At 71.9% G+C, this 18385-nt stretch carries 17 protein-coding genes; 11 read left to right on the forward strand and 6 right to left on the reverse strand.

Annotation, left to right across the window (positions count from 1 at the left end; translation table 11 throughout):
• The first annotated feature begins 9 nt into the window (after positions 1-9).
• Positions 10-1827, forward strand: a complete 1818-nt coding sequence (locus BLQ91_RS21355) for a S8 family peptidase (RefSeq protein WP_090099031.1) — start codon at positions 10-12, stop codon at positions 1825-1827.
• Here the strand turns inward: BLQ91_RS21355 and BLQ91_RS21360 are convergent.
• On the reverse strand, positions 1824-2657 hold the full coding sequence (locus BLQ91_RS21360; protein WP_245733710.1) for a phosphotransferase: 834 nt from the start codon (positions 2655-2657) through the stop codon (positions 1824-1826). The genes BLQ91_RS21355 and BLQ91_RS21360 overlap by 4 nt on opposite strands.
• A gap of 39 nt (positions 2658-2696) precedes the next feature.
• Here BLQ91_RS21360 and BLQ91_RS21365 point away from each other — a divergent pair, with 39 nt between their 5' ends.
• Positions 2697-5483, forward strand: a complete 2787-nt coding sequence (locus BLQ91_RS21365) for an AAA domain-containing protein (RefSeq protein ID WP_090099033.1) — start codon at positions 2697-2699, stop codon at positions 5481-5483.
• 40 nt (positions 5484-5523) lie between these two features.
• Here the strand turns inward: BLQ91_RS21365 and BLQ91_RS21370 are convergent, their stop codons facing one another.
• Together BLQ91_RS21370 and BLQ91_RS21375 are read right to left on the reverse strand one after the other, a co-directional pair.
• Positions 5524-7011: an alpha/beta hydrolase gene (locus BLQ91_RS21370; RefSeq protein WP_090099035.1), complete on the reverse strand. Its 1488-nt coding sequence runs from the start codon at positions 7009-7011 to the stop codon at positions 5524-5526.
• 36 nt (positions 7012-7047) lie between these two features.
• On the reverse strand, positions 7048-8544 hold the full coding sequence (locus BLQ91_RS21375; protein ID WP_143022748.1) for an alpha/beta hydrolase: 1497 nt from the start codon (positions 8542-8544) through the stop codon (positions 7048-7050).
• A gap of 422 nt (positions 8545-8966) precedes the next feature.
• Here BLQ91_RS21375 and BLQ91_RS21380 point away from each other — a divergent pair, with 422 nt between their 5' ends.
• From BLQ91_RS21380 to BLQ91_RS21400, 5 genes are all read left to right on the forward strand, one after another.
• A complete protein-coding gene (locus BLQ91_RS21380) occupies positions 8967-9950 on the forward strand; it encodes a ribose-phosphate diphosphokinase (RefSeq protein ID WP_090099039.1) in 984 nt (327 codons plus the stop codon).
• A 40-nt stretch (positions 9951-9990) separates the two neighbouring features.
• Entirely contained in the window at positions 9991-10698 is a 708-nt protein-coding gene (locus BLQ91_RS21385; RefSeq protein WP_090099209.1) for a DUF427 domain-containing protein, read from the forward strand.
• Between the two features lie 72 nt (positions 10699-10770).
• The gene (locus BLQ91_RS21390) at positions 10771-11400 is read left to right on the forward strand and encodes a TetR/AcrR family transcriptional regulator (protein ID WP_090099040.1); all 630 of its coding nucleotides are present in this window, start codon (positions 10771-10773) and stop codon (positions 11398-11400) included.
• Positions 11397-12950: an MDR family MFS transporter gene (locus BLQ91_RS21395; RefSeq protein WP_090099042.1), complete on the forward strand. Its 1554-nt coding sequence runs from the start codon at positions 11397-11399 to the stop codon at positions 12948-12950. Before BLQ91_RS21390 ends, BLQ91_RS21395 begins: the two co-directional genes overlap by 4 nt.
• Before the next feature lie 4 nt (positions 12951-12954).
• A complete protein-coding gene (locus tag BLQ91_RS21400) occupies positions 12955-13227 on the forward strand; it encodes a hypothetical protein (protein WP_143022749.1) in 273 nt (90 codons plus the stop codon).
• Here BLQ91_RS21400 and BLQ91_RS21405 read toward each other — a convergent pair.
• Together BLQ91_RS21405 and BLQ91_RS21410 are read right to left on the reverse strand one after the other, a co-directional pair.
• Positions 13224-14669, reverse strand: a complete 1446-nt coding sequence (locus BLQ91_RS21405; protein ID WP_218130352.1) for an aldehyde dehydrogenase family protein — start codon at positions 14667-14669, stop codon at positions 13224-13226. The genes BLQ91_RS21400 and BLQ91_RS21405 overlap by 4 nt on opposite strands.
• Before the next feature lie 30 nt (positions 14670-14699).
• On the reverse strand, positions 14700-15476 hold the full coding sequence (locus tag BLQ91_RS21410) for an IclR family transcriptional regulator (protein ID WP_245733719.1): 777 nt from the start codon (positions 15474-15476) through the stop codon (positions 14700-14702).
• 154 nt (positions 15477-15630) lie between these two features.
• Here BLQ91_RS21410 and BLQ91_RS21415 point away from each other — a divergent pair, with 154 nt between their 5' ends.
• From BLQ91_RS21415 to BLQ91_RS21420, 4 genes are read left to right on the forward strand one after another with little or no spacing between them, the layout of a single operon-like run.
• The gene (locus BLQ91_RS21415; RefSeq protein ID WP_090099050.1) at positions 15631-16368 is read left to right on the forward strand and encodes a phosphotransferase; all 738 of its coding nucleotides are present in this window, start codon (positions 15631-15633) and stop codon (positions 16366-16368) included.
• A 23-nt stretch (positions 16369-16391) separates the two neighbouring features.
• On the forward strand, positions 16392-16544 hold the full coding sequence (locus tag BLQ91_RS41500) for a hypothetical protein (protein WP_176959874.1): 153 nt from the start codon (positions 16392-16394) through the stop codon (positions 16542-16544).
• A gap of 16 nt (positions 16545-16560) precedes the next feature.
• Entirely contained in the window at positions 16561-16728 is a 168-nt protein-coding gene (locus tag BLQ91_RS41505) for a hypothetical protein (protein ID WP_176959875.1), read from the forward strand.
• A gap of 22 nt (positions 16729-16750) precedes the next feature.
• On the forward strand, positions 16751-17746 hold the full coding sequence (locus BLQ91_RS21420) for a YdcF family protein (protein WP_090099052.1): 996 nt from the start codon (positions 16751-16753) through the stop codon (positions 17744-17746).
• A gap of 21 nt (positions 17747-17767) precedes the next feature.
• Here BLQ91_RS21420 and BLQ91_RS21425 read toward each other — a convergent pair whose 3' ends face one another.
• On the reverse strand, positions 17768-18217 hold the full coding sequence (locus tag BLQ91_RS21425) for a hypothetical protein (protein ID WP_090099054.1): 450 nt from the start codon (positions 18215-18217) through the stop codon (positions 17768-17770).
• Positions 18218-18385: the final 168 nt, after the last annotated feature.

The raw sequence follows: 18385 nt of genomic DNA on the forward strand, positions 1-18385 counted from the left end.
GGAGCAGTGATGAGACAACGCACCCTGCGCACGCTCGGCGTGGCGGCTATTGCCGTCGCCGGCACCGTTCTGGCGCTTCCCCAGGCCGTCGCCGCACAGCCGGAGGGACCGATCGTCGCGGAAAGCGCGCCGAACGCGGTCCAGGACAGCTTCATCGTGGTGCTGAAGGACAGCGCCGTCGCGCGCTCGGAGGTCAGCGGCCGCGCCGACGACCTGGCCGCGCGCTACGGCGGCAAGAAGGGCTTCACCTACAAGGCCGCGTTCAAGGGCTTCTCGGCCACGATGTCGAAGCAGCAGGCCAAGCGCCTCGCCGCGGACCCGTCGGTGGCCTACGTGGAGCAGGACCGCACCGTGCAGGTGCTCGCGGACCAGCTGAACCCGCCGTCGTGGGGCCTGGACCGCGTCGACCAGGCGGACCTGCCGCTCGACAGCAGGTACAGCTACAGCACCGGTGCCTCCAACGTGACCGCGTACGTGATTGACACCGGCATCAACTACGACCACGCCGACTTCGGCGGCCGGGCGACGTTCGGGTTCGACGCGTTCACCGACGGCCGCAACGGCAAGGACTGCCAGGGTCACGGCACGCACGTCGCGGGCACCGTCGGCGGTTCCACCTACGGCGTGGCGAAGCAGGTCAAGCTCAAGGCCGTCCGCGTGCTCAACTGCTCCGGCGGCGGCTCCGTCTCGACCGAGGCGGCGGGTGTCGACTGGGTCACCGGGAACGCCGTCCTCCCGGCCGTCGCGAACATGAGCCTCTACACCGGCGTGGCGAACGAGCCGAGCCGCGTGCTCGACGACGCCGTGCGCGCGTCGATCGCCCGTGGCATCACCTATGTCGTGGCGGCGGGCAACTTCAACGACGACTCCTGCAAGTACTCGCCGCAGCGGGTCACCGAGACGATCAACGTCATGGCGACGGCCCGCACCGACGCCCGCGCGTCGTTCTCCTCCTACGGCACCTGCAGCGACCTGTTCGCGCCCGGCCAGGACATCGTCTCCGCGTCCTACAGCAACAACACCGGTTCGGCCACGATGAGCGGCACGTCGATGGCGTCCCCGCACGTGGCGGGCGCGGCGGCGCTGTACCTCGCGGACAACCCGGCCAAGACCCCGGCGGAGGTGCAGGCGGCGATCATCGCGCAGGCCACCCCGAACAAGGTCACCAACCCCGGCGCCAACTCGGCGAACCGCCTGCTGCGCACCGGCACCGGCGGCGTTCCCGGCGTCTCCGTGACCAACCCGGGCAACCAGAGCACCGCGCTCGGCGGCACGGCGAACCTCACCCTGTCCGCGTCCGGCGGCACCGCGCCGTACACGTGGTCGGCGACCGGTCTGCCGACCGGCCTGTCGATCGGGTCGTCGTCCGGTGTGGTCTCGGGCACCGCGACCGTCGCGGGCACCTACAACGTGACCGTCACGGCCACCGCGGCGGCGGGCGGCTCGGGCAGCACGTCGTTCACGTGGACGGTCGGCTCGGCCACCTGCGCCCCGCAGACCAACGGCACCGACGTCGCGATCCGCGACAACACCACGGTGACCTCGACGGTCGTGTTCAGCGGCTGCACCGGCACGGCGTCGGCGAGCAGCTCGGTCGAGGTGCACATCAAGCACACCTACAAGGGTGACCTCGTCGTCGACTTGGTCGCGCCGGACGGTTCGGTCTACAACCTGCACAACCGCGCGGGTGGCAGCGCCGACAACATCGACCAGACCTACGCGGTCAACCTGTCGTCGGAGACGCGCAACGGCACCTGGACGCTCCGGGTCCGCGACGCCGCCACCGCCGACGTCGGCAGCATCGACACCTGGACGCTGACGCTCTAAAGGCTTCGCAGCGTCTCGGTGAAGTAGTGCAACGCGAGCTCCGCGTCCCGTGACTTCTCGTGCGGGGCGCGGAGCTCCGCCGCGAAGCCCGCGATGTCGTCCACGGCCCAGCGCAGTGCGTAGAAGCCGGTTCCCCCGCCGAGGAACCACAGATCGCGTTCCGGCGGCGCCAGTCCGACGGTGTCCCAGTCGACCAGGCACAGCCCGGCGGGCGTCCGGATCACGTTGCCCGCGTGGGGTTCCCCGTGCGTGACCACCCGCTCGCCGGGCAGGTGCCCGGCGAGCCGGTCCAGTTCGGCCAGTGCGGCGCGGACGGCGTCGGCGTGCGCCACGAACACCTCCCGCGCCTGCCGCGAGAACCACTCGCCGGGCTCGTCGAGCAACGCCGCCAGTGCGACCGTGCCCGGCACCTCGACCGGCGCGACCGGGGTGCTCTCCGGCGGCTCGCAGCGGTGCAGCGCGGTCAGCAGCTCGGCGACACCCTCGTGGACGGGATCGCCGAAGTTCCCCGCTTTGCCCGCCCGGTAGGGGAAGACGCTCAGCGCGTAGCGGTCGTTGAGCAGGACCACGGTGTCGCCGTCGTCCGATCGCACCGGTGCCACCACGAACGGCAGCTGCTCGCCCAGCGCCGCCGCGGTGTCCATCGCCCGCCGCAGCCGCGACAGCGGCTTGGTCGTCAGGTCGGAGACCGAGGTGAACCACCGGTCGTAGACGGTCCAGTGGTGGTCGCCGAAGCCGACGGGGGCGTGGACGGGTTTGCCGGTGATGCCGTACCGGGCGAGTCCGTCGCGCAGCTCGTGCTCGGGCAGTCCAGCCGGAAGATCTTCCACGACCCGTGAAGCTACCGGTCGGGGTGCGAGGATGTCCGCGTGAACGTGCCCGCCGTCCTGCGCACACTGGCCCGCCTGAGCGCCGCCGAGCAGCCGCGGAAGCTCCAGCTCGACCTCAGCAAGGCGGCCGGCCTGCTGTGGCTGGGCGACCACGAGCCGTCGTGGCGGGCGATCACGCTCGTGCAGGAGGGTCCGCACTGGACGCCGGTGCCGTGGACCGCGCCGAAGCGGTCGCGGCAGGAGGTCGCGCACCTGGCGGCGTTCGACGCGCTGCACCAGGAGGACCGGTTGCTGCGGCTGGGCTGGGCGTTCCTCGCGGGGCCCGCGGAGATCGGCGGGCAGCGGCGCCGGGTCTGCCTGCCGCTCGTGTCCCGGCCCGTGCGGCTGCACCACGGCATCGGGCTCGGCTACGCCTACCACGTCGCCGGTGACGCCGGGGTGTTCCCGCTGATCGACGACTGGGCGAAGAGCGCGGAGCGGGAGGCCGCGCTCGCGCCGACCGGGGAGTGGATCGCGCAGACGCTGCGCCTGGCCGGGTTCGAGAACGTGCCGGTCGTGCACGACGACCCGAAGAAGCTGATCTCCGGCAACGAACTCGTCGTCGCGATGGGGGCCGGGCTGCACGCGGGCGAACCGGTCGTGAAGACCGAGCAGGGCACGGCGCTCTACGACTGGTCGGTCAAGCGCGGCGTCGACGACACGGCGTTCGCGGCGCTCTACGGCGCCGGTGTCACCACGGCGGACCACGATGAGCCGATCAGTTCGGCGTTGCCCTTGTCGCACAGCCAGATGCGTGCCGTGGAGCACGCCCGCCGCGCCCGGATCACGGTCGTCGGCGGGCCTCCCGGTGCCGGCAAGACCCACACGCTCGCCGCGCTGGCGCTCGACGCCGTGGCGGCGGGCAGGTCCGTGCTCCTCGCCAGCCGCTCGCGCAACGCCGCCGACGTGCTCGGGGCCGCGCTGCGCCGGGCGGGCGGCCCGGTGCCGGTCCTGTTCGGTGACTCCGAGCTGCGGCAGGAGATGGCACGCGAGCTCAGCGACGGGCTGACCGCCCAGAGCGATCCAGGACGCCTCGCCGAGCTCGACGGTGCCCGGCGCGCGGCGGCCGCGGCGGCCACCCGGGTCGAACGCGCGGTCGGCGGTGCGCTCGCGGACGAGGAGCTGGCGGCGCTGGGGAAGAAGCACCAGGCGCTGATGCCGGCACACCGGTCCGTGGCGCCCGCCGCGTTCGAAGCCGGCGCGGACTTCGCTGTGCTGCGCGGACTTCTGCGCCCGCGCACCGGATTCCTCAGTGGACCGCGCACGGGCTGGGCGCTGAGGAAGGCGCGGCGGCTGGCGGGGGCGGGAGACGCGTCGCCGGAGGACCTGTCCGCGGCGGTCGACGCGGCCGAGCAGACCGCGGCGGCCGTCCGGATCGGCACCGGTGGCGGCACGGCGTTCGGTGAGCTTCGGCCGTTGCTGGCCGAGCAGGACGCGCTGAGCCGCACGGCCACCGCCGAATGGCTCAGGGAGTACTCGGTGAGCCGCAGGGGACCGGGTGCGCGCCGGGCCGTCGCGGCGCTGGCCAAGGCGCTGCGGTCGGGACGGGCGGCCCGGCGCCGCGGCCTCGCCGAGATCGACAGCGCGGACTTGGTGGCGGCACTGCCGCTGTGGGTCGGCACGCTCTCCGACGTCGAGGACATCCTGCCGCCGGTGCCGGGCATGTTCGACCTGGTGGTCATCGACGAGGCGAGCCACGTCGACCAGCCGCTCGCCGCTCCGGCGCTGCTGCGCGGCCGGTCCGCGGTCATCGGCGGCGATCCCCGGCAGCTGCGGCACGTGTCGTTCGTGGGCGACCAGGCCGTGCAGGCGGCGGTGGACGCCGAGGGCACGCAGGACCTGCGCGACCGGCTCGACGTGCCGAAGGTGAGCCTGTTCGACGCGGGCGCGGCGACCGCGGGCGTGCACTGGCTCGACGAGCACCACCGCTGCGCGCCGCACCTCATCGGGTTCGCGGCGGCGAGGTTCTACGACGGCAGGATCGCGCTGCTGACCACGCACCCGTCCATCGCCGACGTCGACTGCATCGACACCGAACGCGTCCTCGGTGAACGCACGGCGAAGGGCGTCAACTCCGCCGAGGTGGACGCCGTCCTGGCCCACGTCCGCAAACGGGTCGCGGCGGGAGTGCGGTCGATCGGCGTCGTGACGCCGTTCCGCGCCCAGGCCGACGCGCTGGAAGCCGCGTTGCTGCAGGAGCTGACGCTGGACGAGATCACGACCGGTGGCGTGCGCGTCGGCACCGTGCACGGCGTGCAGGGCAGCGAGTTCGACGAGGTCGTGATCAGCCTCGCCGCCGACGGGAGGCCGGGCGGCTGGCGGTTCGTGAACGACCGCAACCTGCTCGCCGTCCTCACGACCCGAGCGCGCCGCAAGGTGCACGTGATCACCTCGGCGCCCGAACCGCCCGGCCTGATCGGCGAGTACCTGCGGCACGCGGACGTCGCGCCGACCGAGACCGCCGGGAGCGAGCCCGGCGACGACTGGACCGCGAGCCTCGCGGGGGAGCTGCGGGCCGCCGGGCTGGCCGTGCGGACCGGCTACCCGGTGGGGCGGTGGCGGGTGGACCTCGTGGTGGGGGAGAAGGACGACGCCGTCGCGGTCGAGACGCGCCCGCACCCCGAAGGCGCCGCGGCGCACCTGGCCCGGTGGCGCGCGCTCGGCCACGCCGGATGGCGGGTGCACGACGCGTTCGGCAGCCGGTTCGCGGGCGATCCCGCGCGGGCGGCGGTGGAGCTGGCCCACGAACTGGCCCACGAATTGGCCCGGGACTCGACGCGGAGGTGACGCGCCCGCGTCGCGGGGACGCGGGCGCACCGGATCTCCTCTACCTCCGCGTGGGCTTGAACAGCGGCTCGGCGGACGCGACCGAGGGCAGGAACGGGTTCGGGTTCGCCGGGCAGACGGTTCCGGCCGCCGGCAACGTCCCGTTCAGCAGGTAGGCGTTCGTGTGGTCGGTGGCGCACTTGCTGACCCCGTACGCCGTGTGTCCCCAGCCCGCGTAAGCCAGCAAACGGCTTCCAGCCAGCTGGCGGTTGGCCGCCTGCGCGCCGCGGAAGTCCGTGATGCCGTCGAAGTGGTTGCCCACCACGAGGACCGGCGCGGACGTCCGGGTGTGCCACGGCCCGGTGTGGCGGTCCGGGTTGGTCGGCCAGTTCGCGCACGCCGCGTTGCCCCACCACCACGCCGGCCCGAACTCCGAACCCGCTGCGGCGTAACGGGAAACAGCCTGGTAGGCGCTGAACGAGCGCGGGAACCCGATGTCCGCGCACACGTTGCCGTTGTAGGAGTCGAAACCGTTCGGGTAGTCCGGTTCCGCGGTGACCGACAGGCCGAGGGAGGCGTCCGAGAGCTGGTCGAAGAACGCGGCGGCGTCCGGCCAGTCGCTCGGTGAGTACATGGCGCCGATCGCTGCGTTGATCACCGCGTCGTAGGTGAACACCTGGCCGCCGAGCTCGATCGGCTTGGCGCGCACCGAGTCCAGCAACGCGTCCCAGCGCTTCTCCGACCGCGGGCCGAAGACGCACCGCGCCTCGTCGCAGTTGCGCAGGAACTCGCGGAACTCCTCCTTCGTGGCGATCCGGTCCGACTCGACCTGGCGGCCGCTGGACCACAGTTCGGGGTTCAGCACGCCGTCGATCACGAGCGCGCGGATGTTGCGCGGGAACAGGTTCGCGTAGGTGGCGCCCAGGAACGAGCCGTACGAGAAGCCCAAGTAGCTGATCTTGGCGTCACCGACGGCGCGGCGCAGCAGGTCCATGTCCCGTGCCACGTCGGCGGTGCTCATGTGCCGTGCGATCTTCTGGTCGTCGCGGCACTCGGGGCCGAGCGAGCGGTACCGGTCGAAGAACGGCCGCTCCTGCTCAGCCCGGTACGGGAAGCCGGGGATGCCCTCGAAGAACTTCCCGCGGTCTTCCTCGCTCGCGAAGCAGTGCAGCGGGTCGGACCTGCCGATGCCGCGCGGGTCGAACCCGACGATGTCGAACCGGCCCTGCAGGTTGGCCGACAGCGTGTCGCCGGCACCGAGCGCGAAGTCCACGCCGGACCCGCCGGGGCCGCCGGGGTTCAGGAACAGCGACCCGATCCGGCGGGCGCCGTCGGTCGCGGGCTTGCGCGCCAGGGCCACCGAGGTGGTGGCGCCGCGCGGGTCGTCGTAGTCGAGCGGCACCTCGACGGAGGCGCACTCGAAGCCGGGGTGTTCGGGCCCGCAGGCCGCCCACGCGATCTTCGGCACGGCGTGGCCGGGTGTGGCCTGCGCCGCGGGCGCGCCGGTGATCATGAGCGCGGCCGCGGCGGCCAGGACGGTGAAACGCATCGACAAGCTCCCCTCTTGTCCGCGGAAGCGCTCTTCCTACCGGTTCCCGGCCGGTGCCGTCGACCGCCGGAAGTCGTGTTCGGACCCCGTGCCGAGGAACGGGTTGGGGTTCGCGGGGCACACGGTCCCGGCGGCGGGCAGCGCACCGGACAGCAGGTACTCGTGGAGGTGGTCGGCCGCGCATCGGCTGCGCCGGTAGGCGATGTGGCCCCAGCCCGCGTACTCCAGCAGCCGGCTGTTCGGCAGCAGCCGCGCGACGGCCTGGGCGCCGCGCAGGTCGGTGGAGCCGTCGAAGCGGGTGCCCACCACCAGGACCGGCGCCGACGTGCGGGCGCTCCACGGTCCGGTGTAGCGGTCGGGGCTCGTGGGCCAGTCCGCGCACGCGCTGGTGCTCCACCACCAGTACGGGCCGAACTCCGACCCGGCCTCGGCGTAGCGGGAGATCGCCCGGTACGCCTCGAACGTGCGTGGGAACTCGGTGTCCGCACACGTGGTGCCGAGGTTGGCGTCGAAGAAGTTGTCGTACGGTTCAGGCGCCTCGGACGCCTCGGACGCCTCGGGTGGCGATGAGGCAGCCGCGTCCGACAGCTGGTCCAGCACCGCCGCGACGTCCGGCCACGCCTCCGAGGCGAACCCGGCGAACAGCGCCTGCTCGACCACCCGGTCGTAGGTCCACGTCTGCCCGCCCAGCACGATCGGCCGGGCCCGCACCGAGACCAGCAGGGCCTGCCACCGCTTCTTCGAGTCCGGGCCGAACGCGCACGCGGCCTCGTCGCAGAGCCGGAAGAACTCGTCGAGCACCTCGGCGGTGGCCCTGCGGTCCGAGGAGATCTGCCGGCCGCCGGACCAGAGCACGGGGTCGAGCACGCCGTCGATCGCGAGTGCGCGGATGTTGCGGGGGAACAGGTTCGCGTAGGTCGTGCCGATGTACGAGCCGTACGAGGTGCCGAAGTAGGTCAGCTCGCGGTCGCCGAGGACCTGGCGCAGCAGGTCGAGGTCGCGCACGACGTCGGCGGTGCTCATGTGCCGGGCGATCGGCTGGTCGCAGCGGGACGCGAGGGAGCGGTAGCGGTCGAAGAACGGCCGCTCCTGCGCCCGTTCGTAGGGGAAGACCGGGCCCCGCGCCAGGAACTCGGCACGGTCCTGTTCGGAGGCGAAGCAGCGCAACGGGTTCGACCGGCCGACGCCGCGCGGGTCGAACCCGACGACGTCGAACCGGCCCCGCACGCCGGCCGACATGCGCTCGCCCCACGCCCAGACGTGGTCGATCCCCGACGCGCCGGGACCGCCGGGGTTGAACACCAGCGACCCGACGCGGTGCGCCCGGTCGGTCGCCGGCTTCCTGGTCAGCGCGACCGGGATCTTCGGGCCGTCCGGGTCGTCGTGGTCGAGCGGCACGTCGAGGACGGCGCACTCGAAACCGGGCCGTGCGGGCGCGCACGCACCCCAGGCGAGCGGCGGGGGCGCGGCGTGGGCCACCGGGACGAGCGGGACCACGAGCGCCGCCACGGCGCCGAGCACGAAGAGACGCATGCGGCGTTCATAGCGGCCTTCAGTCCGGCCGTCGATGCTTTTGGCGAACACCCAGGTGATCGGCGATCTGGTCGTGGATGGGCGTGCCCATCACGACCGGGTTCGCGGGGGGCGCCTGCGGTGGTGTGCCAGGTGCGTCCTGGGTTTCCGGCATGCGAGGAGCGTAGGGATGGTCGACGACCCCTCAAGCACGCCGATCAAGGAATCACACGAGACGTACCCCAAGAGGTGAATGCGGTTCCCCTGATCTCTACCCAGCGTGGGAGGCCGGACCTGCTATGAAACCCCTGTGGGTGCCCTCGATGGGGTTAATCCGAAGTGCTCGGCAACATGCAATCTCATCGAACGGACACGGTGTTTGCGCGATCTCGCGACGATGCTGAACGATCGGGTCCAACGGCGGACGTACGTGGAGCGTGCTCATGGTCAGCGGCAAGCCCGGCGTCGCCAAGCGGCAGCTCGTCCTGCTCACGGGCAGGGCGCACCCGGAGCTCGCGGAGGCGGTCGCCGAGGACCTGGGCATCGCCATCACCCCGCAGGCGGCCTACGACTTCGCGAACGGCGAGATCTTCGTCCGCTTCGAGGAGAGCGTGCGCGGCGCGGACGCGTTCGTCATGCAGAGCCACAGCGCGCCCGTCAACGACTGGCTGGTGGAACAGCTGCTGATGGTCGACGCGCTCAAGCGCGCCTCGGCCAAGCGCATCACCGCGGTCGTGCCGTCGTACCCGTACGCGCGCCAGGACCGCAAGTACGCCGGTCGGGAGCCCGTCTCGGCGCGGCTCGTCGCGGACATGTTCAAGACGGCGGGCGCGGACCGGATCGTGACGGTAGACCTGCACACCGCGCAGGCCCAGGGCTTCTTCGACGGCCCGGTCGACCACCTGCACGCGATGTGGCTGCTCTGCGACCACGTCGGCGCCCGCTACCGGGGCGAGGACCTCACGATCGTCTCCCCGGACGCCGGCCGCACGAGGCTCGCCGAGAAGTGGGCGGACCTGCTCGGCGGCTGCCCGATCGCGTTCATCCACAAGACGCGCGACCCGTTGCGCCCCAACGAGGTCATGGCCAACCGAGTCGTCGGCGACGTCGAGGGCCGCACGTGCGTCGTGGTCGACGACATGATCGACACGGCGATGACGAGCACGACGGCCGCGCGACAGCTGCTGGAGCAGGGCGCGAAGGACGTCGTCCTCGTCGCCACGCACGGCGTGCTGTCCGGCGAGGCGCACGAGCGGCTCGTGGAGAGCAAGGCGCGCGAGGTGATCCTCACCGACACGCTGCCGATCCCGCACGACAAGCGCTTCCCGGGGCTGACGGTGCTCAGCATCGCGCCGTTGATCGCACGGGCGATCCAGGAGGTCTTCGAGGACGGCTCGGTGACGAGCCTGTTCGACGGCAACGCCTAGCACGCCGGCGCGTCCCGTGCTGCCATGAGGCATGGGCGACATGCGAGTGGAACGATCCGCGAAGCGGGTCCGCGCGTACTTCGGTGGCGAGCTGGTCGCGGACACGACCGAGCCGCGGCTGGTCTGGGAGGTCCCGCACTACCCGGCCTACTACCTGCCCCTGTCCTCGGTGCGCGTCGAGCTGGAGCCGACGGGGGAGACCAAGGGCGACGGCGTGGTCCACGACGTCGTCACGCGGGGCGGCACGGCCGAAGGCGCCGCGTTGACCTATCCGGACTCGCCGGAGCTGCGGGACCTCGTCCGGTTCGAGTTCGCGGCCATGGACGAGTGGCTCGAGGAGGACGAGCCGATCTACGTCCACCCGCGCGACCCGTACAAGCGGGTCGACGTCCTGAGCAGCTCGCGGCACGTGCGGGTGGCGCTGGACGGCGTGACGCTGGCGGCGTCGGGGCAGCCGCGGATCCTGTTCGAGACGAGCCTCCCACCGCGCTACTACCTGCCGTTGAGCGACGTCCGGTTCGATCTGCTGAGGCCGTCGGGCACGCGGACGCGGTGCCCGTACAAGGGAACGGCCTCCTACTGGTCGGTGCTCGTGAACGGCGTGCTGCACGAGGACCTCGTGTGGATCTACCGGGAGCCGCTGCCCGAGAGCCAGAAAATCGCTGGAACGGCCTGCTTCTTCAGTGAGAAGGTCGACCTCTTCCTCGACGGCGTGCTCCAGGAGCGGCCGAACACCCCCTGGTCGTAGCTGTCGGGAGCGAGGCCCAGTTCACACACTGCAAACTTGCAGTGACTGCAAAAAAGTCCGTACGCTCATCCCGTGAACCAGTCGGGGGAGAGCCTGCGCGACCGCAAGAAGCGCCAGACGCGCACCGCGCTCGAGCGCGCGACCGTGCGGCTCGCCGCCGAGCGGGGCTACGACAACGTGACCGTGGAGGAGATCGCCGCCGAGGCCGACGTCTCGGTTCGCACCTTCTTCAACTACTTCGCGAGCAAGGACGAGGCGCTCATCGGCGCGGACCCCGAGGCGGGCCCGCGCATGGCCGAGCGCATCCTCGCCTTCCCCGGCGACGTGACGCCGTTCGACGCGTACCGGCGCTCGGTGCTCGCGGAGATCACCGACGAGCTGAACAACGCCCGCGACCTGTGGCTGCTGCGCAAGGACGTCGTGATGCAGCGGCCGGACCTGCTGGTCAGGGCGTTCGCGAACAGCGCGGAGTCCGAGCAGCTGCTCGCGAGCGCGGTGGCGGCGCGGGCGGGGCTGCCCGAGTCGCACCTGTACCCGCGCCTGCTGGTCTCCGCCGGCAGTGCGGCGTTCCGCTGCGCCGTGACCCGCTGGGCCGCGGACGACAGCCTCGCGCTCGGTGACGTCGTCGGCGAGGCCCTCGACCTGTTCGGCGCCGGACTGGCTCACGTACCGCCGTACCACCACGAAGGGGGAACCTCATGACCACCGACGCAGAAGTGACACCAGTGCACGGCAGACGCGAAGTCGTCCAGGCCATGTGGGGCCTGATGATGGGCATGTTCGTCTCGATCCTCGCCAGCACCATCGTGTCGAACGCGCTGCCGCGCATCGTCGCCGAGCTCAAGGGCTCGCAGTCGATCTTCGCCTGGATCGTGACGGCCGAGCTGCTCGCGATGACCGCGACCGTGCCGCTGTGGGGCAAGCTCGCCGACCTCTACAGCCGCAAGCTGCTGATCCAGGCGTCGCTCAGCCTGTTCGTCGTCGGCTCGCTGATCGCGGGCTTCTCGCAGAACGTCGAGATGCTGATCGTCAGCCGCGTCGTGCAGGGCCTCGGCGCCGGTGGCGTCACGGCGCTCGCGACCATCGTGATGGCCGCGATGATCCCGCCGCGCGAGCTCGGCAAGTACTCCGGCATGTTCGGCGCGGTGTTCGGCGTCGGCACCGTCGCGGGCCCGCTGATCGGCGGCCTGCTGGTCGACACCTCGTGGCTCGGCTGGCGCTGGTGCTTCTTCATCGGCATCCCGTTCACCCTCGCCGCGATCTACATGCTCCAGCGCACCCTGAACCTGCCGGTCGTGCGCAAGGAGGAGACGAAGATCGACTACCTGGGCGCGTTCCTGATCGTGTCCGGCGTCTCGACGCTGCTGATCTGGTCCTCGCTCGCCGGCCAGAAGTTCGAGTGGGCGTCCGGCTGGACCGCCGGCCTGGTGTCGCTCGGCGTGCTCCTGCTCGTCGCCGCCGTGCGCGTCGAGGCCACCGCCCACGACCCGATCGTGCCGCTGTCGATCTTCCGCAACCGCACCGTCTCCCTGACCACCGTCGCCAGCGCCCTCGTCGGCGTCGCGATGTTCGGCGGCACGGTGTTCCTCTCGCAGTACTTCCAGCTCTCGCTCGGCAAGACCCCGACGCAGGCGGGCCTGCTGGGCCTGCCGCTGATCTTCGGCCTGCTGATCTCGTCCACCGTGGCCGGTCAGCTGATCACGAAGTTCGGCAAGTGGAAGGCCTTCCTGGTCTCCGGCGCCGTGGTCATGGTCGGCGGCATGCTGCTGCTGTCCACGATCACCGCCAAGACGTCGGTGTTCATGGTGTCCGTGCACATGTTCGTGCTCGGTGTCGGCGTCGGCATGCTGATGCAGAACCTCGTCCTGGCCGCCCAGAACGACGTCCCGGCCCGCGACCTGGGCGCCACCACGTCGACCCTGACGTTCTTCCGCTCGCTGGGCGGCGCGATCGGCGTCTCGGCGCTGGGCGCGGTGCTCGCCAACAAGGTCGCGTCGCTGACCGAGGAGAAGTTCGGCGCGTTCCCCGGCGCCGAGGCGTCCGCCCACGCGGTGCCGGACCTCTCGGTCCTGCCGCCCGAGGTCAAGGCCGTGATCGCCGAGATCTACGCGACGGCGACGGCGGACATCTTCCTGGTGGGCGTGCCGTTCGCGGTGCTGGCGCTGCTCGCGGTGCTGTTCATCAAGGAGAAGCCGCTCAAGGAGACGAGCGGTGACGACCGGCTGGCGGCGGAGATGGCCGCCGGTCACTGACCCGGTGCGGAAGCGGCCCTCGACCTCCGTGGTCGGGGGCCGCTCCCGTCCGGCGAGAGCCCGTCTCGGCCGGATCAGCGACCGCACGCTGCCGGAGAAGAGTCTCGCGCAGGCCACCACTCCCTCCGAGGCGGTGGAACGGATCGGGACCGCGTTGCGCAACGCCTTGCCGGACGACGAGTTCCGCTACACCGACACCAACCGCCACCTGCTCGCGCGGCTGGTCGCGCAGGCGTCCGGCGAGACCTTCAACGGCTACCTCGAGGCGCCGGCCTAGAACGGGAAGTGGCCGTGCTCGCTCGCCACGGTCACCCAGCGCGTCGCCGAGAACGCCTCGACGCCCCACCGGCCGCCGAACCTGCCGTAGCCGCTGGCCTTCACGCCACCGAACGGCGCCTGCGGCTCGTCGTCCACGGTCTGGTTGCCGACGTGCACGATCCCGGTGCGGATGCGCCGCGCGAGAGAGAGTCCGCGCCGTGAGTCCTCGGTGATGATGCCCGCTGTCAGCCCGTGCTCGGTGTCGTTCGCGATGGCCACGGCCTCGTCGTCGCCGTCGACCGGAACGACGACGACGGCCGGTCCGAAGATCTCCTCCTGGAAGATGCGCATCTGCGGTGTCACCTCGTCCAGCACGGTCGCGCCGCCACCACCACCGGCGCGGACGCGCGCACCCTTCTCGACCGCGTCGGCGACCAGGGCGGCGACGCGCTCGGCGGACCGCGGGTTGATCACCGGGCCGATGACCGTGCCGGGGTCGGCGGGGTCGCCGTGCGGGAGCGCCCCGACCTTGGCGGCGAGCTTCGCGGTGAACTCCTCGGCCACCGACCGGTCCACCAGGACGCGGTCGGTCGACATGCAGATCTGGCCCGCGTTGTGGAAGGCGCCGAACGTCGCCGCGTTCACGGCGTGGTCGAGGTCGGCGTCGCCGAGCACCAGCAGCGAGTTCTTGCCGCCGAGTTCCAGCACGGCGGGCTTGAGGTGTTGTGCCGCGAGCGTTCCGACGATCCGGCCCACCTCCGTGGACCCGGTGAAGTTCACGGCCCGCACCCGCGGGTCGGTGATCAGGGCCTCGGCGACGGCAGCGGCGTCGGCGGGGGCGTTCGTCACGACGTTGAGCACGCCCGCCGGCAGCCCGGCCTCGTGCAGCACGCCGGCGATCAGCAGCCCGGCCGCGATCGGCGCGTCCTCGCTCGGCTTGAGCACCACGGTGTTCCCGGCGGCGATCGGCGCGGCGACGGCTCGCGTGCTGAGGATGACCGGCGCGTTCCACGGCGCGAACGCCGCCACGACGCCGAGGGGTTCCCGGACCGCGAGCGACAGCTGACCGGGCGTCTCCGTCGTCAGCACCTCGCCGACGGGCTGGGTGACCGCCGCGGCCGCCTCTCGCAGGACGTTGGCGGCGAGCGCCACGTTGAACCCAGCCCACCCGCCGACACCGCCGACCTCGGCGGCCATCAGCGCCACCACCTCGGGCGTCCTCGCCTCCAGCAGGTCCGCGGCCTTCAGCAGGATCGCGCGGCGTGCGGACGGCGTGGTGGCCGCCCACTCCGCGGCGGCCTTCTCGGCCGCGTCGACGGCCCGCGTGACGTCGGCCGGTGAGGCGGCGGCGACCACGGCGTGGACCTCGCCGGTGAAGGGGTTGAGGTCGTCGGTGGTGCGGCCGTCCAGCGCCGGAACGCTGTCGCCGCCGATCAGGAGCTGGTGCTCTTCGCGTGCCACGACCGGGGATTCAAGCCGCAGGCGGCAGGGTCATCCAAGCCCGGCTTCCGGTGGGTGGAAACTCGGCTCCAACGTCCGCGCGATGCCCCGCGCCGCCACCTGCAGGGCCGCGACCAGCCGCACCCGGACGTTGCGCAGGTCCGGCACCACGATCCCGAGCGCCGCGACGACGTGCCCCTGCACCTCGACGGGCACCGCCACGCTGCACGCCCCGAGAGTCATCTCCTCGAACGTCTGCGCGTACCCGTCCCGCCGGACGCGGTGCAGCTGCGCCCGCATCCGCGCCGGCTCCGTCACCGTGTAGGCCGTGAGGCGCGTCAGCCCGCGCTCCAGCACCTCGTCCTGCACCTCCGCGGGCGCGTGCGCGAGCAGCACCTTGCCGACCCCGGTCGAGTGCAGCGGCAACCGGCTGCCGGTCGAGCTCACGATCGGCACCGACGCGTGCCCCGACACCCGGTCGAGGTACAGCACCTCGGTGCCCTCCCGCACGGCCAGGTGCACCACGGCCCGCGTCGCCGCGTGGAGGTCGTGCAGGAACGGCTCCGCGACCCGGCTCAGGTCGACCTCGCCCGCCGCGAGGAGCCCGAGCCGCCAGATCCGCCGCCCGATGACGTACTCACCGGACTCCAGCCGCCGCACCGCGCCCCACTCGGCGAGCTCGGCCAGCAACCGGTGCGTGGTGCTGACCGGCAACCCGCTGCGCCGCGCGATGCCGCTCAGGGTCTGGCGGCGGTGGCCGCCGTCGAACGTGCCGAGCAGTGACAGCAGCTTGGCGGAGACGGTGGCGGCCACCCGCAGATTCTGCACGCTCCACGCCGGACCGGCCGCCCCCGTGACCGGGCGGGTGGCCGCGACACCGGGGGAGGGCCGCGTGCCCCGCACGAGGCGCTCGCCGTCGCCGGGCGGCGCGGCGGGGAAAAGTCGTTTCGGACGCGCGGGCGCTGGTGGTGACACTGGGCGCATGACGTACCTCGGTGAAGGCTGGGACAGCACGGCCGTCCTGGTCGGCGGGCGGTGGGTGGAACGGCGGCCGCGCCGTCCGGAGATCGGGCCGCAGCTCCTGCGCGAGACGGTCGTGATGCCGTGGCTCGCGCCCCTGCTGCCGTTGCCCGTCCCGGTTCCGGTGGTCGTGTCGGAGGACCCGGTGGTGGTGCGGCACGACCTGGTGCCGGGCGGGGAGGTGGCGTCGCCCGGCGCCGTGCAGGGCAGGCAGCTCGGGGAGTTCCTGCGGGCGCTGCACGCGGCGCCCGTCGCCGAGGCCGTGCGGCGGGGTGCCGGCCCGAGGCCGCTGCCCGTGGAGCGGTTCCGCGCCGAGGTCGACGTGCCCGGCGGCGAGGAGCTGCTGGCGAAGCTCGACGGCCTGCCCGCGGACACGGTCGTGCACGGCGATCTGGGGCCCGAGCACGTGCTCGGTCGCGACGGCGTGCTGACGGGTGTGATCGACTTCGGTGACCTGCACATCGGTGACGCGGCGATCGACCTGGCGTGGGCGCTGCACTCCACGCCACCCGAGTTCGCGGCCGCGTTCGCCGAGGCATACGGCGTGACCGCGGAGCTGCGCGAGCGGGCGTTGACCTGGCACCGGCTCGGGCCGTGGCACGAAGTGCTGCACGGCAACGCCACCGGTGATCGCGGGATGGCGGAGATTGGGCTGGCTGGAGTACTGGAACGGCTCGGTGACGGGGTATCCCCGCATTAACAGCGACTTGTCAGGAGGACGAGATGCCCTGGGTTCGCCGGCACCGCCGCAGCGCCCCGTACAGCTGGTTCCGCACGACCACGGTCCGCAGCCACTACCGCAGGCCGGCCGGCAGCACGTGGATCATGGTGGTCATCGCGATCGCCCTGATCCTGCTGCTCATCGCCCTGTTCTGAGGGTAGCCTCGCGGACATGGGACAGTTGGGTGAGTTGTTCCCCGGCCGCAAGCTCCGCAGCGAGGCGACGGAGGCGGGCACGGGTGAGGACCACGAGGAGACCGGTCCGCTCGACCTGACTTCGGGCGCGGTCCGCTTGAGGCCGCGCCCGAAGCCCGTTCCGGCACCCGAGAGCGACGAGTGATCACCGGCACTATCCTTGGCCGGTGTTCGCTGGCCTGCTCTTCCTCATTCCCGCCTCGTTCTTCCTCATCGGGGTGGCGCGCGACCGCCGACGCCTGAGCAACGCGGTCTGGCTCGGCATCGCGCTGCTGATGCTGCTGCTCTGGCTCGCGGGTGCCGGGCAGGACAACCCGGCGGTGAGCCTGCCGTTGCTGCTCGGCTTCGTCCTGGCGGTCCTCGGCCTGCTGCTGCTCCCGCTCGCTTTGCTGGCCAACGGCGTCGTGATGCTGCGGCGCGAGGGTCGATCGCTGGGCAACCTGCTGTCGTTGCTCGCGGGCCTCGCCCTGATCGGCGAGATGCTCTACTTCTTCTGGGGGATCTCCCAGCCCAACGACTGGATCCGCGGCTCCGCCATCGGGTTGTTCCTGGTGTCGGCGTACATCGCGTTCCTGTTCGTGAGCCTGCTGCTGTACTCCGTGATCTACGGCCGGACGGGCCGCCGCCACGGGTTCGACGGCATCGTCGTCCTCGGCGCCGGCCTGGTCGGGTCCCAGGTGCCGCCCCTGCTCGCGAACCGGCTCGACCGCGCGTTGCGGCTGTACCGGCGCGACCGCGAGGCGGGGCGGTCACCCGTGATCGTCGTGTCGGGCGGGCAGGGGGCCGACGAGAACGTGTCCGAGGCCTTCGCCATGCGCGAGTACCTGCTCGAGCGCGGGGTGCCCGCCGACGACCTGGTGCTGGAGGACCAGGCGACCACGACCGAGGAGAACCTCCGCTACAGCAAGGCGTTGCTCGCCGAACGGGGTCTCAACGGCCGGGTCGTCGCGGTCACGAACAACTACCACGTGTTCCGCACCGCCGTGCTCTCCCGCAACCAGGGCCTGCGGCTGCAGGTCATCGGCGCGCCCACGGCCTGGTACTTCGTGCCGAGCGCGTTCCTGCGGGAGTTCGTGGCGCTGCTGGTGCGCAACCCCGTCGTGCACGGCCTGGCGTGCGCCGTGCTGATGGCGGGCGGCCTCGTGCTGACGCAGATCGGCTGACCGGGCAGCCGAGGGGCGCCTTCACCGAGCGCGCGTGAACCGCATGATCCAGTTCGGCTCCCAGGTCTCCCCACCGTCGTACGAGAACGCCTGCTGCCAGACAGGCTCCGGCCCCGCCGTCCAGTCGAACCGCAGCCTCACCGGATGCCCGCCTACCACGTCATCCCCGAGGAACACGCCGTGCTCCCCGTTGAACCGCCCCTCCAGCGGCGGGTCCAACTGGCCGGGAGCGCGGGTGGAAGCCCACCAGATGCGCCACACGTCACGAGCCGGGTCGTACTGGCGCAGCGTCATGCCCTCCCATCCGTCGGCGAAGAAGCTGTCGATGATCGCGGCGCCGCCGAGCAGCGGTCTCGCCTCGGCCGTCGCGTCGAACTCGACCCACTCGGTGCCGCGGCCCGGGATGTCGGCGATCTTGCGGTTGGCCACGTGCCACCGGCCGTGGAGGAAGTCGAAATCGTTCTCGCTCACGGAAACGGACGCTAAACCGATTCACTGACACGGAATGTCAGTGATCGAGTATTGACCTAAAGGTCTGGACCATTTTACCGTTCCCGGCAGGGGCCGCCGCCCTAGCCAGGAGGTCCTTCCCTTGCGACTGCTCGCCAGAGTGGTTCCGGTGCTAGCCCTGCTAGCCGG

Origin of the sequence: Lentzea jiangxiensis, from assembly GCF_900104175.1 — a bacterium.
In the GTDB taxonomy this organism is placed as follows: Bacteria; Actinomycetota; Actinomycetes; order Mycobacteriales; family Pseudonocardiaceae; genus Lentzea; species Lentzea jiangxiensis.

Bases quoted from the DNA above. Each gene is read 5' to 3' on its own strand.
- BLQ91_RS41505 (WP_176959875.1), top strand. From the start codon at position 16,561: ATGGGACAGTTGGGTGAGTTGTTCCCCGGCCGCAAGCTCCGCAGCGAG.
- BLQ91_RS21375 (WP_143022748.1), bottom strand. From the start codon at position 8,544: ATGCGTCTCTTCGTGCTCGGCGCCGTGGCGGCGCTCGTGGTCCCGCTC.
- BLQ91_RS21415 (WP_090099050.1), top strand. From the start codon at position 15,631: ATGACGTACCTCGGTGAAGGCTGGGACAGCACGGCCGTCCTGGTCGGC.
- BLQ91_RS21370 (WP_090099035.1), bottom strand. From the start codon at position 7,011: ATGCGTTTCACCGTCCTGGCCGCCGCGGCCGCGCTCATGATCACCGGC.
- BLQ91_RS21395 (WP_090099042.1), top strand. From the start codon at position 11,397: ATGACCACCGACGCAGAAGTGACACCAGTGCACGGCAGACGCGAAGTC.
- BLQ91_RS41500 (WP_176959874.1), top strand. From the start codon at position 16,392: ATGCCCTGGGTTCGCCGGCACCGCCGCAGCGCCCCGTACAGCTGGTTC.
- BLQ91_RS21355 (WP_090099031.1), top strand. From the start codon at position 10: ATGAGACAACGCACCCTGCGCACGCTCGGCGTGGCGGCTATTGCCGTC.
- BLQ91_RS21385 (WP_090099209.1), top strand. From the start codon at position 9,991: ATGCGAGTGGAACGATCCGCGAAGCGGGTCCGCGCGTACTTCGGTGGC.
- BLQ91_RS21380 (WP_090099039.1), top strand. From the start codon at position 8,967: ATGGTCAGCGGCAAGCCCGGCGTCGCCAAGCGGCAGCTCGTCCTGCTC.